Source organism: Yersinia sp. 2553 StPb PI (assembly GCF_052217105.1).
GTDB lineage: Bacteria > Pseudomonadota > Gammaproteobacteria > Enterobacterales > Enterobacteriaceae > Yersinia > Yersinia enterocolitica_E.
The window spans coordinates 148,886-163,828 of the sequence record NZ_JAZGPX010000002.1 but is presented as its reverse complement, the minus strand read 5'-3'; the positions used below and the strand labels follow the sequence as shown (position 1 = coordinate 163,828).

The window sequence follows — 14,943 nt, the reverse complement described above, 5'->3', positions numbered from 1 at the left end:
TAAAGTATTCATGTGACTTTATAACAACCAAGTGAAATATCCTCTTGGCGGCCATATGGAGAATATTATGATTGATGAAGGAAAAATACTGAGCCGCCATGAGTTTAGAAAAAATAACTCCAGAGCCACTATCGTCGCAATAATACTTATATTAGTATTTAGTTTTATAATAATTACCTTATCAATAGCGACATCTATTTTTTCAACCCCATCAATTCTTTCGATCTTATGTGTCGCTATTGCAGCTATCTCGCTGAGTACCTTCCTGTATTTGCGCTTACACTGTAATCCAATGTTTACCTACTTTCTTTATGAGAAAGGAGTACGGGTCTTCAATCATCACAGTGGAAATGTCTATTTTATTACATTTAATAAAATACAATACATTCATAAATACCATACAGGAGTAAACCCTAATGGCAAAATTAACACAATGGCATTTCGCACCTCTAAACTGCAGCCATGGAATATTATAATTAATAATATAACTAATGCTTACCCGCTGATAAACACAATAATCCATCAACAAGTCATGCATGTCGGGATAGTAAGTTTAAACTCTTTATCCCGAGGGAAAAAAATTGTATTTGATGTAATTAAAAAGAATGACAACTGGCTAAAATCACTCATATACCATGGTCTTTTAAATGTAATCATGGTGAAAAATGTTCAGATAGATACAACTCCACTTTCACTTAGTGCACACTCATTAATTACAACAGACGGTATTATCAGCATTGAAGACATCCTGCGTGTCGAGACGTTACGCGAGAAAGATCATGATAAAATACGCTTATTTGATGCTAAAGGTAACATACTTTTCTCAGTAGATTACTCAGCGCTTATCAGTGCCGATCTTTTTATTGCTTTAGTTGAACATATGATACAGAACCGTATTCCGGCCTATCATGGGTAAGAGGAAAGGAATTATTCTGTTACTGAATTCGTATAGTCGTTGGGGGTAAACCAATCTGTAGAATCATTGGTTGATAGTCACTCTGTCCTTCAACTCTGCTGGCTAATGTTCTGGCGAGCAAAAAACCTAGCCCCGCACCTAAAATAGCGCCTAGAGCAGTAAAAGCATCGGTGACAAATAAAGCCTGAAATAAACCGCCACCCGCAATCAATCCGGCTAAAGGCGTTAGATAAACCAAAGAAGCAGAACGTAATAAACTCCCCTCACTAATACCGACTTCAACCTTTTGGCCAGGTTCAAGCGGTTGCGAGATAGCTATTTGTAATTGATGCTCCGACTCCGGCCCCAATTCATTTAATAAATGACTACCGCATCCAGTGCGCGCATTGCAACTCCCACAACCAGACTGTGGTTCACAACGCAATAGAGCAACACCATTTTGCCACGAAATAACTGTAGCCCATTCTTTCATCATTTTGTTGATTCCAAAACAATACTGTCAGCGATACGTTTTGCAGTTGTAGGCGGAAGCTCGCCAACTATGGTAATTTCAACATTATTACGAGCTTCAGTATGCACAGTTCTACGACCTTGACGTAAGGATTGCTCTGAAGGCGCATCTTTACCCGCCGGATTTATATTTACTGAAAAACTGAATAACCCATCAGAATATAATCGTGATTCTGTTGGTGCCTCCATATTCGGTAATGTACGGCGACTGCGTGAAATCTCGGAAACACCTTCCGGCAACCAACGTGGGGCCCAGATAAAATCAACCTTGGTTTTAGCAGGTAATGCAAGTAATGGCGGTAAAGAGAGCTTTACCAGACCTTGCAAAATATCCTGAATAGGTTCACCGATAGCAAAAGAAATCACACGAAATTGCTCAAGTGTTTCACCATCACGATCTAACAAATCTACCCGCATTGGGAGTTTGCTCGTTTCATCCATCCAAATAATATAGCTGTATCGGGTACTGTCACGGGCGACTACCCGAATAACCTGACATGGTCGGTCTGCAATACGGGCACGGCCAAGTGCAATATAGTTATAGTATTGTGACAGCTTTTCAAAATCGGGGAATACGATAGACGGCAATGCATCGACTATATGTTCACCCGCCAGAGTGAAAGCATCGAAACCAGGTTCGAAATAACTTATTTCATTACCACGCTGTAAGATCTCAGTACGTGGGCCATCCATACGCAGCAATTGCGCAAAGGTTTTTTTATCTAAAATAGCATGTCGATAGCGAAGAGAATCAATCCCTTGCTTATTAACATTAATGTAGGATAGCTCATAGTTGAGCGACTGGCTGGCACTGCTCATTTCCTGCAACATTGCTATCGGCGTCGTTTCCGCCGAAGCAATTGTTGGCATGAACAGGCTGCCCGTCATTAAACAGACGGAGAACCAAAGTTGCTTCATTACTGCTGCTGCATTCCTAAGGACTGAGTTCCGGGAACCTGAATAGCGGCTTGTGTCGATGTTGAAGGCTGCTGCAACACGTCAGTTTGTGGCAAGCGGCGTTGCAATTCAAAATCTTGCAATTGAGTCATCATATTGACTCGCCGACGTTGCTCCTGAACCTGATGCTGTTGAGACGTTCCGAAAGAACCATCAGCAGGCACACCAAAACTTACTGGCGAGGCTTTACCCATCATCGGTAAGGTATTAAATGCAGGTGATTCTGGTTGCAAATTACCTGATTCGGGCTGGTTGTATTGTTGAACCCCAACAATTACCGCTAGAGAAACACACGCGGCAACCCCAACCTGAGTAATCTGGCTGGCCCATGGGCGAACTTTTTGCCAGAAAGGCATTTTCTGCCAGACATGAGGTTGTGGCTGAGATTCAGGCACAGCAATAGGTACAAAACGAGCAGGCTCGTTTTTGAGTGCCTCTGCGACTCGGCTGGCGATATCCAGATGCAAGACTTCACCAACATCCCCCCGCAGGGTATCACGGATTAAATGGTAGCTCTGCCAGCTTTGCTGCAATGCTTTATCTTTCGATAAAGAACCAAGCAGCTCACTATCGAGAGTTTCTCCGTCCATCAGAGCGGAAAGCTTTTCTTTCTGCATGCCAAATACCCTTTATGTGTCCGCTTATCGCTGAATTAGCGGCTGAACTTTATTATCGATAGCCTCTCTGGCACGGAAGATACGGGAACGAACAGTACCGACCGGACAGTCCATAATCACAGCTATCTCTTCATAGCTTAGACCATCTAACTCCCTGAGTGTAATTGCCATCCGCAGATCTTCAGGAAGTGACTCTATGGTTTTAAAAACTATCTGCCTCAATTCTTCAGACAACATTAAGTTCTCAGGGTTCGATATTTCTTTCAATGCACCCGCATTTTCGTAATTTTCAGCATCATTTGCATCCACATCACTGGATGGTGGGCGCCGCCCCTGAGCAACTAAGTAATTTTTTGCTGTATTCACAGCAATACGGTAAAGCCACGTATAGAAAGCGCTATCGCCACGAAATGACTCCAATGCACGATAAGCTTTGATAAAAGATTCCTGAACTACATCAGGGACATCACCCTGAGGCACATAGCGGGATACAAGGCTCGCAACCTTATGCTGGTATCGAATTACCAGTAAATTGAACGATTGCTGATCACCTTTCTGGACCCGTTCAACCAGCATCTGATCCGTTAACTGCTCGCTCATCCGAGGTGAACTCTCCCGAAATCTATCCTCACGCTAAAAGTAGTACTGCCAGCCATATCTTTATTTTCCTGAGCAAGCACACGCTTGGAGTTTATAAAAATTGCAAAGTTCCATGTTGCCAGATTATTTGTCTGAATATTCTTTAGACATCTTATAGCCATAGCTTTTGCTCTGGCAGATAGGCTAACATGAATTTCACTCTTCTTCTGCACACATCATACGATATGCAATCATCATCTGAACACGTTAGCGATGTATTGATCATCGGGAGTGGCGCTGCCGGTTTGTCATTGGCTTTACGCCTGGCGCCACATTGTAAAGTAACTGTTCTCAGCAAAGGGCCACTTAATGAAGGTGCCACTTTTTATGCTCAGGGAGGTATTGCTGCCGTTTTTGATGAAACTGACAGCATTAGTTCACATGTCGATGACACCCTGATTGCTGGGGCCGGGCTTTGTGACAAAGACGCCGTAGAGTTTATTGCCAGTAACGCCCGCTCTTGCGTGCAATGGCTTATTGATCAAGGCGTCCTGTTTGATACCGAAACCAATGCCAGCGGCGAAGAACGTTATCACCTTACCCGTGAAGGCGGCCATAGCCATCGCCGTATACTGCATACTGCTGATGCTACAGGTAAAGAAGTAGAAACTACCCTGGTAGGTAAAGCAAGGACCCACCCTAACATTTTAGTGAAAGAACGCTGTAATGCTGTCGATCTTATCACGTCCAATAAAATTGGTCTGACGGGCACTAAACGTGTGGTCGGCGCTTATATCTGGAACCGGGAGCTTGAGAAAGTTGAAACTTTTCGGGCTAAAGCGGTCGTTTTAGCTACCGGTGGTGCCGCCAAAGTTTACCAATATACCACTAACCCCGATATCTCTTCTGGCGATGGTATCGCCATGGCATGGCGTGCTGGGTGTCGTGTCGCTAATTTAGAATTTAACCAATTTCATCCTACCTGCTTGTTCCATCCGCAAGCGCGTAACTTCTTACTGACCGAAGCATTACGTGGCGAAGGTGCTTACCTTAAGCGCCCTGACGGCAGCCGCTTTATGCTTGATTTTGACCCCCGAGGGGAGTTGGCCCCGCGTGATATCGTCGCCCGCGCCATAGACCATGAGATGAAGCGCCTTGGTGCTGATTGTATGTATCTGGATATCAGTCATAAACCGACTGATTTCGTGATGCAACACTTCCCGATGATCTACGAAAAACTACTGTCGCTCGGTATCGATCTGACCAAAGAAGCCATTCCTATCGTACCTGCTGCTCACTATACCTGTGGCGGTGTAATGGTAGACCAACATGGGCGTACTGACCTGGATGGTTTATATGCGATTGGCGAAGTCAGCTATACCGGCTTGCATGGCGCTAACCGCATGGCTTCTAACTCTCTACTCGAGTGCCTGGTGTATGGCTGGTCTGCCGCTGAAGATATTCTTATGCGCTTGCCACATGCCAAATTGGCGAAACATTTGCCAGACTGGGACGAAAGCCGTGTTGATAACTCTGATGAACGTGTCGTCATTCAGCATAACTGGCATGAACTGCGTTTATTCATGTGGGATTACGTCGGTATTGTGCGCACCACCAAACGCTTAGAGCGCGCTTTACGCCGTATCAACACATTACAGCAGGAGATTGATGAATATTATGCCAACTTCCGTATCTCCAATAATCTGCTGGAATTACGTAACCTCGTGCAGGTCGCTGAGTTAATCGTGCGCTGTGCCATGGAGCGAAAAGAGAGCCGTGGTTTGCATTATACGCTTGATTATCCTGATCAAATAGAGAATCCACAGCCTACCATTCTCCATCCATAATAGCTTTTCAGGGCGCGTTTCACTATCGCGCCCTGCTTATCCTGATTTTTGACTTATCACTACAACCACTTATCACGATAACTAATAGTTGAGATAAAACTCGCTGATCAACTGACAAAATTCAGGGGAATAGACCCCTTCAGATTGACGCAAAGCTAAATGCTGATACTCCGTCTCTCCCGTCTGGCGCGATAACGTCAATAACATTCTATTTAGCGGCTTACCAGGACGATCCCTGATGTCTACTTGGCAGTGAACGAACCAGTTTTGTTGAATAGCAAGGCGGGAGAGTTCAATTCCCAAGTCATGAGGTAAAACCACACAAAACGCACCGCTCGGTGTGATAAGCTTCTCAGCACAGTTTAGTAAAGCATCATGCGTTAAGGAGCCGGTGTAACGCGCAGTATCGCGGGCCTCATCCCGGCAGGCGACCGCCGGAGCAAAATAAGGTGGATTGCTGACAATCAGATCATACTGATGAGGGTGGTTTTCAGCAAACTGGTGCACGTCCTGCTGATAAATACGAACCCGCTCAGCCCAGGGAGATGACGCCGCATTGCTGCTTGCCTGCCGTGCGGCTTCTGGCTCCAGTTCAACGCCATCAATCAATACCTCAGATGTTGAACGTTGAGCAATCATTAGAGCAATAAGTCCACTGCCACAACCGATATCCAGCACTTTACGGGCTTTTTCCACCGGCACCCAAGCCCCAAGTAGAACACCATCAGTGCCTACCTTCATCGCACAGCAATCATGTGCCACAAAGAATTGTTTAAAAGTGAAACCACCACCACGTAACACCGGTTTTTTTTTCAATTGTTCGCCCACATTAGTCACCAGAATCCATAACCGGCGTAGCATAGGACAATATGATTGAAGGGAAAAGACATCATTACAGCTTAAACAGGTGAAGAATTCGGCTAACCCGTCTATAATCGGCGCCCCAAGTAGAGGAAGACCATGACTGTAACCAATTTTTCCGAACTCGATCTCGATGAACGCCTGATTGACGCACTGCGCGACAAAGGCTATGAGCGCCCTACCGCCATTCAAGCTGCGGCTATTCCGCCAGCTATGGATGGGCGCGATGTATTGGGTTCGGCTCCAACAGGTACTGGCAAAACTGCCGCCTTTTTGCTGCCTGCCTTGCAGCATTTGCTCGATTTCCCACGCAAAAAATCTGGCCCGCCACGGATACTGATCCTGACGCCAACCCGTGAATTAGCCATGCAAGTTGCGGATCAAGCCCGTGAATTGGCCAAGCATACACAACTGGATATCGCCACGATCACCGGCGGTGTGGCTTATATGAACCACGCGGAAGTGTTTAGTGAAAATCAGGATATCGTTGTTGCGACCACTGGCCGCTTGTTGCAATACATCAAAGAAGAGAACTTTGACTGTCGGGCAGTAGAAACCCTGATTCTGGATGAAGCCGACCGTATGCTGGATATGGGCTTTGCGCAGGACATTGAAACCATCGCCGCAGAGACTCGCTGGCGTAAACAAACCTTACTGTTCTCCGCCACGCTTGAAGGTGAAGCTATCCGTGAGTTTGCGGAACGCATCCTGAATGAGCCGGTAGAGTTGGAAGCCGATCCATCTCGTCGCGAACGTAAAAAAATTCAGCAATGGTACTATCGTGCTGACAATATCGAACACAAAACCGCGCTGCTAGTGCATCTGCTCAAGCAACCGGAAGTGCAGAAATCCATCATTTTCGTCAGAACCCGTGAAAAGGTACACCAACTGGTCAGTTGGCTACGTGAGGCCGGAATTAACGCCTGGTTCCTCGAAGGTGAAATGGTTCAGGCGAAGCGCACCGAAGCCGTTATTCGTTTAGGCGATGGCCGGGTTAACGTTCTGGTTGCCACTGATGTGGCTTCACGCGGCCTCGACATCGACGATATCAGTCATGTATTCAACTTTGATCTGCCGCTGACATCTGACGTCTATCTGCACCGTATTGGCCGTACTGGCCGCGCCGGGCGCAAAGGTGTTGCTATCTCATTAGTTGAAGCGCATGACCATCTATTGCTGGGTAAAATTGGCCGTTATCTGAACGAACCATTGAAGCCACGGGTTATTGATGAATTACGCCCGACCAGTAAGGCACCAAGCGAAAAAACCACCGGTAAGCCTTCTAAAAAGGTTTTAGCAAAGCGTAAAGAGCTAAAAGAAGCCAGCAAAGAGAAGGTAAAGGTTAAGGTACGTCACCGCGATGCCAAAAATGTTGGTAAGCGGCGTAAGCCAAAGGAAAAACCTGATACCAAGAGTGCTGATTGATTTAGCATTCTTGCGAAGAAGCCGCTTACAATAGCGGCTTTTTTATTATCAGCACGATGGCGACAACCTTACTGTATTTCGCACTCAAGTTGCGTTTTAGCCTATCCGGCTAATATTCTGCTACTGCTGATAAATCTCAGCGAGTTTCTTCCCGCGCAGCCAGGTATTCAATTGCTGGTGTTTTTGTTGCATTTCAGCACTTTGAATATTCAAAGGCGTCATGGCAAAATATTGTTGAAAGGTCGCCCCCTGCTTGTTGCGTAATTCAGGATCAGCACCGGCTTTTAATAGCCGCAATGCCAGATCTGGCGCATTGGTTTTGCCCGCTAAATGCAGTGGTGTATCCCCCATCCGATCAGCCATATTCGGATCGACCCCAGCAACTAACAGCAGGATAACCTGAACTCCGCGCCCCGCCATAACAGCCGCAGCCAATGGCGTCGCCAGTGTCACACTATTGCGCGCATTAGGTTTCATACGACCTTCAAGTAAAATTTGCAGGTAATGCGCATCTTGCACACTAGCCGCCGTATGCCAGGCGGTATCACCCTGCATGCCCGACTGAAATGGATCAGCATGCTCTTGCAGCAACGCCGCTAAACTTTCTGGCTGTTGGTTGAGAATAGCCCACTGCATCAGGGTTAGCGACCGATCACCTTGCTGCTGCAACAACTTTTCATTTGCTAACTGATGGATCTGTTTTACATCTCCGTGGACAATCGCATCAGCGATCGGTATTACAGTCGGATCAGTAAAAGCTGTATTAATATCTGTCATCGCCTGCCCCTCAAAACTTATTAATGGCATCAAAACACCGTAGATGGCATAACGCAAATGGCGCCTCACCCTCATTGCCAGTGTCGATTCAGGCATACTGCCGCTCCCAAGGTTGTTGTTCACTCATTGAGCTGATCACTTTATCAATACTGTGTGCCGATAAGCGGCGTTCAAGGTGCTTATGTGGCAGCCAATCATCTATCCCTGTGAGTTTGTCACTATTTGTCAGAGTGATTTTATGGCCTACCGCATCAGGAATTAACCACGTAGATTCCTGTGCATCTGTCAGCAAATCATATTGTTCGCTATAGCAGCGCACACCACCGTTTCCTGCTGAAATCCGTGCTTGAGTGGGGTCCATACCAAGGCGATTTATGGTATGGTCTGAAACACCCGCGGCATTAAATGTCACCGCAAATGTTCCACTCGCTAATGCTGCGGTCGCCGCCAAACCGCCCCCCAATGAGTGCCCGGTAATCACCAGCGCATCACCAAATGCCATTTTTGCTGTTTTCCCTACAGCAACGGCTTGATTATACTGTACATCATCGTAGCCAGTGGCTTGCCGGATGTTACTTAGCCAATCATTTACATCATTAGTACCGGCAAAGGATAAAACATACTGCTGATTATCATGATAAATCCCAGCCTGAAATCCTGAAGCACTATTAAATAAACTCGCCGGATCTATTCCCGCAGCCAGTAACTCACCATCACTCAAACGTGTAAACCCGCCGATGCTCCCAGCAGCAGGAGCGTAAACATCTTTAGCGAGTAATGCTAATGAATAGTCCCCTTGCTGTGATCCTTGTCCATTTGATATCGCAACATGCTCACTCCCCGTCGCAGATCCGTTACTTCGTGTCAGGCTAACGTTAGCTTGCATACTGTAACAAAGCTCATTACCTGCCAGCGTTGCTGCTGTATGATGAGTCGGTTGTCCCACTGAAGGCTTGTCCGCGGTGGTGACATCCCTCTTTGGCAGTTCCGATGGGTTCACTTGACTCATTAAACCTACTAATGCAGTAGGCCCAATCAAACTGACAGGTCCACTCATGCCAACTCCTTGTCGAAAGATAATCCAGATAATTAGTTCGGCGTTATGGGTTTATCTATCGACACATCGGATGAGTTCTTAAATGGAAATGATAAGATTTACTTATAAATATAGAGAAGTGTGATCGTTATCAAATTTATCGACCACTAAATAGCAGAGATGAAAAAGGGAGCCGAAGCTCCTTTTATTACATTAATTAAATCAATAAGTTAATTAAAATCAGCGCATTAATGGCGCTTTAAAAACAATCAAACAGTACCTAAATCAACCCTACGTGGTCATTTTGTGGATCATTGACCACGACAGCTACGGGTTCAGTGATTTTTGATGATTTATAATTGTTAAGCGGATTGAATGTAACAGCATCACGCAAATGATCCGGGGAAAAATGGGCATAAACCATCGTTTGATTTATGGTGCTATGGCCTAGAATCTTCTGCAACGCAAGGATGTTGCCGCCATTCATCATGAAGTGACTGGCGAAGGTATGGCGTAATACGTGTACCGCCTGCCCTTTTGGTAAATCCGGCGCGACTTGCTTGATAAGACCGCGGACAGTTTCATAATCAGTAGATGGAAATAATAACCGCTGGGTTCCCTTGGTTATCTCTGCAAATAACTCTTTTGAAATAGGAACGGTTCGATTACTACCGCTTTTAGTTATGGTAAAAGTAATTCTGCTATTAGAGACATATTCACGTTTGAGGTTTGCAATCTCACTCCATCGGCCTCCTGTTGCCAGACAAACTTTAGTAACTAGAAGGCTGTCGCCACTCAACAGATCAAGTAATTCATTTATTTGATTTATATGTAGAAAACCCATTTCTGATGTTTTCATTTTTAGCTTTTTAAAATTCGATAGTGGATTGTCTCCATGATAAAAACCCAACCGAATTAAGGCACCAAAAACACCACTTAACCAATCTTGGTCATGGTTTATTGTATTTGCTGTTTTGCCTGCCTCTAACCGCATTGCTCGATAGTCGGAAAAGGTAGCTGGCGTTATTTGGTCGGCGGTGGGATAACCCATCAGCTTATCAATGGCGACTAACTTTCGCTTTGTGCTGACGCCATCAGTTAAAGTTTGTCCGTGATGAGTCCACCATAGCTCTATTAGTTCAGAAAGGCGTCGACGGTCTGTAGGCTTCTCGATCCAATCTTTATTATTTTGCGTCGCTATAACCCATCGTTCAAAATGTTGAGCCTCAGCTTTAGTGGGGAATTTTTTTCTAACTCGCTTCCCATCCCTGCCTTGGGGGCGAAGATCAACCATCCAGCCATCAGCACCCAATGATTTAATACTCATCGAAATAATTCCTTTCGTAGCAAATCCCGCCTTTACCCCAACAATTCTTTATTTTGTAGGCAGTTAACCAACCTTCCGGTCGTTTTGGTTCTTGGATATATTTTCTTGCCCATCAGGGGAGAGCGCCGGAGAAATTTGTCCGGATTCGGGGGCTGTCGCATCAGTCATTAACCAGAGAGCATATTTTTTAAATCTCTCATGGTTAACAATTTTATCAATAACACTAATTCCAGCATCTCTCTGGCCTGTTTCATAATTCCTTATAGCACCGAGGCTTACCCCCGTTTCGCTTGAAAACTCTGGCTGCGTTAACCCTTCAGCCTTTCTAATATCCTTTAGTTTTTCACCATAACGGCTTGACATAATCCTCTCCTGAAGATTATCCTCTTCAAACATCCTCAAAAGAGGATCATCAAAGACAATCTAAAAGCAATAAACATGATCTAGCGAGGATAGCGCATGAGTAAACCAACACAAAGCACCACGCAATCAAAAGCGCCAGCTAAACGCAAAAATATGACTTCTACCCCTGGTTATCAGCGCACAGCAAAGCATTCTATGCGTGAGGCTTTGGAGCTATCCCTTGCGTTCTTGGCTGAGAATAAAATCAAGCCCAGCATGACATTGAAGGAATATGCCAAATTTACAGGGCAGGATTTACGGCAGGTTCAAAGTGATGCAACACGTAAATACCTCCCTTTACGTAAGCGTCAAAACCCACTACGCCGAGAGTTAATGCAGGTGAACATGGTGGCGTTATATGCAATTCCATTTATGGAAGGCGCGGAGATTTTGGAGAGCCGGGTATGATGAATCTTGCTATCTCAGCCACCAAACGCCTGTTTGAAGAAACACTTAACCCAATTTGTGCGGTGGTTAAAGTCAGCGAACACACCAGCGTTTACCGTGGTTTTTCTATTACCCGACTAAAGCGCAACAAGATAACCACCATTACCCGCTACCACGTCAGCCAGGGCGATCATTCTTACGGCAAGTTTGACGCACAGGCGCAAGCAACGGATTACATCGACCGGCTGCACAAGATGAAAGGAGAAAACCAATGAGCCAATTATTGCCGTTTTCACTTGCAGCTAATTGCATCTTACAGAATCACATTTGTAGAAAAAAAGTGGCCGGCGCTCGTTGGAATTCGAAGTATGGACATACCGAAATAGCTTTATCCGCTGATTTATTAATGGGGTTGGCTAAGGCCGCTTTCTTTACCAATAGTCCAGACGCATATCAGCTACTAGAAGCGGCAGAAAACTGGATAGATACCAGTGTAACTCCCACCCCTTTTTCTGTTTACGCCGTGAGGAAACCGTCATGAAATCGCCTTGCCTACAGATAGCTAACGCCATACTGCAAACTCACAGAGCTGATATGGCTGAGTCATTCAGTCGGTCAGTAGAAAAAAATGGCTTGTTTGCATACAGATCAGACCTTAACCGCCGTGAAAAAAAAACCATCACCAGCAATACCCTTGCAGGCTTAAGCATGATCACCGCTATAGCGTGGCAATTGCGTGAAAACGAATTAGCTACATTCCACCAACTGAATGCGGCCACGCAGCAATTCCGTGAGTCAGGTGTCCTTCCGCCTCCGTTTAATGAAGAGGTGCCGACATGCCAGGGCAACTAATTGAATTGACCGGCGGAGCATTGGCCGCTCTGGCTCTTCTGGTTTGGATTGCCGTTTTATCTGCCCGCGCCGCAATCCGAGATCACCGCCGCCGTACCAGCGCCAAAAAAGAAAAAGAACGCCAGATGTTTCTGGATCGTAAAGCCGAAGTAGAACGCAAAGCGCGCCAGCAGCTTTAAGGAAAAAGGGATGAAACAAGCATATTCCACATTAATTAACGACCTGTTGCAGCAATACCACTTCAAGGCCGAAAACTTGCGCATCGCATCCGCTGTTGCCGACGAGGTGCGAACGTTTTCGCTAAATGATTATGCCTTTCGCCTAAGTGTTGGTCTGGAAGGTCTGTTAAGTGCCGCGCAAGCATCCGGGGATCAAGATAGCGCTCAAACGTTAGAGCTATTGGTCGTTCAGTGTAATGGCGGCAACATCCCCAAACCTTTACCCCACTAATAAACATTAACGTGCCGGGCGTAGAACCGTACTCGGCACCTATCCGCAACTGCATCATTCGGTGTAGTTACTGATGGGTAAACCTCTGGAGAAATAACATGGCATTTTTCGGTTTCGGTAAAAAAGTTGCAGCGGCAAAAGTTGAATTAAAGAAAGTTGAAAATCGCGATCTGCTTGAGGCGATTGTCGGCGGGTGTCTGTTGGTTGCCGCCGCTGATGGTGAGATTGAGAAAGAAGAGGTCGCAAAGCTGGATCAGTTGCTCCGCTCTAACCCACGGTTGGGGCATTACGGTAACGAAATTACCACGCTAATCACTCGCTTTACCGAGCAATTGAACGCCGGTTTCCGTGTTGGTCGCATGAATATCTTGCGTGAAATTGAAGATATCAAAAATGATCCGAAAGAAGCCGAAGAGGTTTTTGTAAACATGATCACCATTGCTGAGGCTGATGGCGAGATTGAACCAGAAGAGCAAAAAGTTTTAGAGGAAGTCGGCCGCCGCTTGGGCTTGCGCACGGACGATTATCTGTAATGGCCGCCATGCTGGACAAATTCAGATTACTGGCCGTCTTGGTATTAGCCTTTATGGTCATTGCCGTAGATTTTACCAGTTATGCATTGTCTGTTTTGGGTGATGCCTTTTTCATTGGCGCTTTGGTTCTTGTTGTCTGGCCGGTGCTGAATAAAAAAGCCACAACAGAAACAGGCCAATAACGTTAACAGGCCGGTGGGTTGTCAGACTCCGGCCCTTATCAGAAAGCACACTAATTTTTACGTATGTTTTCTAATAAGCCACTGTCATACCGAGAGGTGCATGATGGAGCAAATAAAGTCGGACGAATCACCACTTTCAATGCAGGAATGGAATCAGAAAGTAGGTTTACGGCATTTAGATCGAATAAAGGAACTGTTTAAAAAGGATCCAGATGAAGAGTTTGAACGGCGTTTGGAATCATTAAGCAGGGGAAAGACAAAAGGTATTATTTATTATGCGGCTGGGATAAAGAAAGATAGCCATGACAAAAAATTTAGAGAACTGGAGTATCACGAAAGAAAAGCAGTACGTAAAGCGGCGTTGGATTTATGGGTTGATTTAAATTCAATCCCAAAAGACTTGCTATAAAGAAATAAAGTTTCAACTAGTTATTAAACATGACGCATTTACCGCGTCGGAATTCCCATCATCTAAAATAAGGCCAAATATATGTCTACCAATATTAATACTATTAATGCAATTAAAGGGCTGACCTGCGCTATTGATACCTTTAAACATATTGAGCAGTATTTAAAATTTAAAATGAAACACCCAATTAAGCATTTAACCGATGCCGCAAATGAAATCGACCGTCTTAATAATGAAAATATTAAATTGCAGAGTGAGATAGTGAAGTTAAAGGCTGAGCGACCATCGCGATTTGTTCGCTACTGGGAAAGCGTAATTGACGCAGTGAGTGCTACAGCCGCAGGGGAGCGCGTATCTTGTGTTGGAATTTTTGATCCCGATATAGAGACCAATAGAGCAATCGCGGCAATCAATAAAACCGAAGCTGACCGAAAAGAAGCCCAACGCACAGCGGAAGCATTCCAAAAGACACAATCAAAAGTGGAGCCTACAAGCGATCTATTCGATGCCTATGCCCATGCCTATTTTACCAGTTACGCTCCCGCTCATGGCATTTTAAATGGACTTACCGTCCGTCGCCCTGGGAAAGCTACTTACGCGCAATATATGACAATCTCATCTGAAATAATTAATGAGGCTAATCGCGCCTCATTAATACATCCCACATGGCCGACTGATGCAGTTCACGCTGTCTCTATTCTCACAGAAGAATCCGGCGAGTTAATGAAGGCGGCTATTGAATACCATTACAACAATGGCGATCTAGAAGCCGTTCGTGAGGAAGCCGTCCAAACAGGCGCAATGGCTTTACGTGTCTTGATGCATATCGATAAATACAAACGTCCATCTGACGAAAAATAAACACACACCCTCTAT

At 45.4% G+C, this 14,943-nt stretch carries 22 protein-coding genes; 13 read left to right on the top strand and 9 right to left on the bottom strand.

The window, feature by feature from the left end; translation table 11 throughout:
• Positions 1-67: 67 nt before the first annotated feature.
• The gene (locus V2A84_RS01940) at positions 68-916 is read left to right on the top strand and encodes a hypothetical protein (RefSeq protein WP_083163128.1); all 849 of its coding nucleotides are present in this window, start codon (positions 68-70) and stop codon (positions 914-916) included.
• Between the two features lie 19 nt (positions 917-935).
• Here the strand turns inward: V2A84_RS01940 and rseC are convergent, their stop codons facing one another.
• From rseC to rpoE, 4 genes are read right to left on the bottom strand one after another with little or no spacing between them, the layout of a single operon-like run.
• Complete coding sequence (gene rseC, locus V2A84_RS01935) at positions 936-1,391, bottom strand: SoxR-reducing system protein RseC (RefSeq protein ID WP_442848557.1); 456 nt, start codon at positions 1,389-1,391, stop codon at positions 936-938.
• Positions 1,388-2,344, bottom strand: a complete 957-nt coding sequence (gene rseB / locus V2A84_RS01930; RefSeq protein ID WP_442848556.1) for a sigma-E factor regulatory protein RseB — start codon at positions 2,342-2,344, stop codon at positions 1,388-1,390. The genes rseC and rseB overlap by 4 nt, the downstream gene beginning before the upstream one ends.
• Entirely contained in the window at positions 2,344-3,000 is a 657-nt protein-coding gene (rseA, locus tag V2A84_RS01925) for an anti-sigma-E factor RseA (protein WP_083163122.1), read from the bottom strand. Before rseA ends, rseB begins: the two co-directional genes overlap by 1 nt.
• A gap of 24 nt (positions 3,001-3,024) precedes the next feature.
• Complete coding sequence (rpoE, locus tag V2A84_RS01920; protein ID WP_005159396.1) at positions 3,025-3,600, bottom strand: RNA polymerase sigma factor RpoE; 576 nt, start codon at positions 3,598-3,600, stop codon at positions 3,025-3,027.
• A gap of 224 nt (positions 3,601-3,824) precedes the next feature.
• Here rpoE and nadB point away from each other — a divergent pair, with 224 nt between their 5' ends.
• Entirely contained in the window at positions 3,825-5,426 is a 1,602-nt protein-coding gene (gene nadB, locus V2A84_RS01915; RefSeq protein WP_193784795.1) for an L-aspartate oxidase, read from the top strand.
• Between the two features lie 81 nt (positions 5,427-5,507).
• On the opposite strand, the gene trmN is transcribed toward nadB, so the two are convergent.
• Positions 5,508-6,254 (bottom strand): tRNA(1)(Val) (adenine(37)-N(6))-methyltransferase TrmN, encoded by a 747-nt coding sequence (trmN, locus tag V2A84_RS01910; RefSeq protein ID WP_193784872.1) that lies wholly within the window; start codon positions 6,252-6,254, stop codon positions 5,508-5,510.
• Positions 6,255-6,386: 132 nt separating this feature from the next.
• Between trmN and srmB the strand changes: the two genes are divergently transcribed.
• Entirely contained in the window at positions 6,387-7,712 is a 1,326-nt protein-coding gene (gene srmB, locus V2A84_RS01905) for an ATP-dependent RNA helicase SrmB (protein WP_005188653.1), read from the top strand.
• Positions 7,713-7,832: 120 nt separating this feature from the next.
• Here the strand turns inward: srmB and V2A84_RS01900 are convergent, their stop codons facing one another.
• From V2A84_RS01900 to V2A84_RS01885, 4 genes are all read right to left on the bottom strand, one after another.
• Positions 7,833-8,489: an ankyrin repeat domain-containing protein gene (locus V2A84_RS01900; RefSeq protein WP_083164120.1), complete on the bottom strand. Its 657-nt coding sequence runs from the start codon at positions 8,487-8,489 to the stop codon at positions 7,833-7,835.
• Positions 8,490-8,577: 88 nt separating this feature from the next.
• Positions 8,578-9,546, bottom strand: a complete 969-nt coding sequence (locus V2A84_RS01895; protein ID WP_083163118.1) for a DUF2974 domain-containing protein — start codon at positions 9,544-9,546, stop codon at positions 8,578-8,580.
• Between the two features lie 259 nt (positions 9,547-9,805).
• Entirely contained in the window at positions 9,806-10,852 is a 1,047-nt protein-coding gene (locus V2A84_RS01890; RefSeq protein WP_442848555.1) for a phage integrase, read from the bottom strand.
• Positions 10,853-10,915: 63 nt separating this feature from the next.
• Positions 10,916-11,215: a helix-turn-helix domain-containing protein gene (locus V2A84_RS01885; RefSeq protein ID WP_054878551.1), complete on the bottom strand. Its 300-nt coding sequence runs from the start codon at positions 11,213-11,215 to the stop codon at positions 10,916-10,918.
• A 96-nt stretch (positions 11,216-11,311) separates the two neighbouring features.
• Here V2A84_RS01885 and V2A84_RS01880 point away from each other — a divergent pair, with 96 nt between their 5' ends.
• From V2A84_RS01880 to V2A84_RS01835, 10 genes are all read left to right on the top strand, one after another.
• Entirely contained in the window at positions 11,312-11,662 is a 351-nt protein-coding gene (locus V2A84_RS01880; protein ID WP_442848554.1) for a hypothetical protein, read from the top strand.
• Positions 11,659-11,916 carry a hypothetical protein gene (locus V2A84_RS01875; protein WP_442848553.1) on the top strand — a complete coding sequence of 86 codons (258 nt, stop codon included), beginning with the start codon at positions 11,659-11,661 and terminating at the stop codon, positions 11,914-11,916. The genes V2A84_RS01880 and V2A84_RS01875 overlap by 4 nt, the downstream gene beginning before the upstream one ends.
• A complete protein-coding gene (locus V2A84_RS01870) occupies positions 11,913-12,182 on the top strand; it encodes a hypothetical protein (protein WP_442848552.1) in 270 nt (89 codons plus the stop codon). Before V2A84_RS01875 ends, V2A84_RS01870 begins: the two co-directional genes overlap by 4 nt.
• Positions 12,179-12,493, top strand: coding sequence for a hypothetical protein (locus tag V2A84_RS01865; protein WP_442848551.1), 315 nt, complete (start codon positions 12,179-12,181; stop codon positions 12,491-12,493). The genes V2A84_RS01870 and V2A84_RS01865 overlap by 4 nt, the downstream gene beginning before the upstream one ends.
• Positions 12,478-12,672 carry a hypothetical protein gene (locus V2A84_RS01860; protein WP_442848550.1) on the top strand — a complete coding sequence of 65 codons (195 nt, stop codon included), beginning with the start codon at positions 12,478-12,480 and terminating at the stop codon, positions 12,670-12,672. The genes V2A84_RS01865 and V2A84_RS01860 overlap by 16 nt, the downstream gene beginning before the upstream one ends.
• A gap of 10 nt (positions 12,673-12,682) precedes the next feature.
• Positions 12,683-12,943 (top strand): hypothetical protein, encoded by a 261-nt coding sequence (locus tag V2A84_RS01855; RefSeq protein WP_442848549.1) that lies wholly within the window; start codon positions 12,683-12,685, stop codon positions 12,941-12,943.
• Positions 12,944-13,041: 98 nt separating this feature from the next.
• Positions 13,042-13,476: a tellurite resistance TerB family protein gene (locus V2A84_RS01850; RefSeq protein ID WP_442848548.1), complete on the top strand. Its 435-nt coding sequence runs from the start codon at positions 13,042-13,044 to the stop codon at positions 13,474-13,476.
• On the top strand, positions 13,476-13,658 hold the full coding sequence (locus tag V2A84_RS01845; protein WP_442848547.1) for a DUF3927 family protein: 183 nt from the start codon (positions 13,476-13,478) through the stop codon (positions 13,656-13,658). Before V2A84_RS01850 ends, V2A84_RS01845 begins: the two co-directional genes overlap by 1 nt.
• 100 nt (positions 13,659-13,758) lie before the next feature.
• Complete coding sequence (locus V2A84_RS01840) at positions 13,759-14,067, top strand: hypothetical protein (protein ID WP_442848546.1); 309 nt, start codon at positions 13,759-13,761, stop codon at positions 14,065-14,067.
• A gap of 81 nt (positions 14,068-14,148) precedes the next feature.
• Positions 14,149-14,928 (top strand): hypothetical protein, encoded by a 780-nt coding sequence (locus V2A84_RS01835; protein ID WP_442848545.1) that lies wholly within the window; start codon positions 14,149-14,151, stop codon positions 14,926-14,928.
• Positions 14,929-14,943 lie beyond the last annotated feature (15 nt).

Coding starts and splice junctions, on each gene's coding strand:
- V2A84_RS01855 (WP_442848549.1), top strand. CDS start 12,683: ATGAAACAAGCATATTCCACATTAATTAACGACCTGTTGCAGCAATAC.
- rseA (WP_083163122.1), bottom strand. CDS start 3,000: ATGCAGAAAGAAAAGCTTTCCGCTCTGATGGACGGAGAAACTCTCGAT.
- V2A84_RS01845 (WP_442848547.1), top strand. CDS start 13,476: ATGGCCGCCATGCTGGACAAATTCAGATTACTGGCCGTCTTGGTATTA.
- V2A84_RS01900 (WP_083164120.1), bottom strand. CDS start 8,489: ATGACAGATATTAATACAGCTTTTACTGATCCGACTGTAATACCGATC.
- V2A84_RS01870 (WP_442848552.1), top strand. CDS start 11,913: ATGAGCCAATTATTGCCGTTTTCACTTGCAGCTAATTGCATCTTACAG.
- V2A84_RS01875 (WP_442848553.1), top strand. CDS start 11,659: ATGATGAATCTTGCTATCTCAGCCACCAAACGCCTGTTTGAAGAAACA.
- V2A84_RS01940 (WP_083163128.1), top strand. CDS start 68: ATGATTGATGAAGGAAAAATACTGAGCCGCCATGAGTTTAGAAAAAAT.
- rseC (WP_442848557.1), bottom strand. CDS start 1,391: ATGATGAAAGAATGGGCTACAGTTATTTCGTGGCAAAATGGTGTTGCT.
- V2A84_RS01850 (WP_442848548.1), top strand. CDS start 13,042: ATGGCATTTTTCGGTTTCGGTAAAAAAGTTGCAGCGGCAAAAGTTGAA.
- V2A84_RS01865 (WP_442848551.1), top strand. CDS start 12,179: ATGAAATCGCCTTGCCTACAGATAGCTAACGCCATACTGCAAACTCAC.
- V2A84_RS01880 (WP_442848554.1), top strand. CDS start 11,312: ATGAGTAAACCAACACAAAGCACCACGCAATCAAAAGCGCCAGCTAAA.
- rpoE (WP_005159396.1), bottom strand. CDS start 3,600: ATGAGCGAGCAGTTAACGGATCAGATGCTGGTTGAACGGGTCCAGAAA.
- V2A84_RS01890 (WP_442848555.1), bottom strand. CDS start 10,852: ATGAGTATTAAATCATTGGGTGCTGATGGCTGGATGGTTGATCTTCGC.
- rseB (WP_442848556.1), bottom strand. CDS start 2,344: ATGAAGCAACTTTGGTTCTCCGTCTGTTTAATGACGGGCAGCCTGTTC.
- V2A84_RS01895 (WP_083163118.1), bottom strand. CDS start 9,546: ATGAGTGGACCTGTCAGTTTGATTGGGCCTACTGCATTAGTAGGTTTA.
- nadB (WP_193784795.1), top strand. CDS start 3,825: ATGCAATCATCATCTGAACACGTTAGCGATGTATTGATCATCGGGAGT.
- V2A84_RS01835 (WP_442848545.1), top strand. CDS start 14,149: ATGTCTACCAATATTAATACTATTAATGCAATTAAAGGGCTGACCTGC.
- V2A84_RS01840 (WP_442848546.1), top strand. CDS start 13,759: ATGATGGAGCAAATAAAGTCGGACGAATCACCACTTTCAATGCAGGAA.
- V2A84_RS01860 (WP_442848550.1), top strand. CDS start 12,478: ATGCCAGGGCAACTAATTGAATTGACCGGCGGAGCATTGGCCGCTCTG.
- srmB (WP_005188653.1), top strand. CDS start 6,387: ATGACTGTAACCAATTTTTCCGAACTCGATCTCGATGAACGCCTGATT.
- V2A84_RS01885 (WP_054878551.1), bottom strand. CDS start 11,215: ATGTCAAGCCGTTATGGTGAAAAACTAAAGGATATTAGAAAGGCTGAA.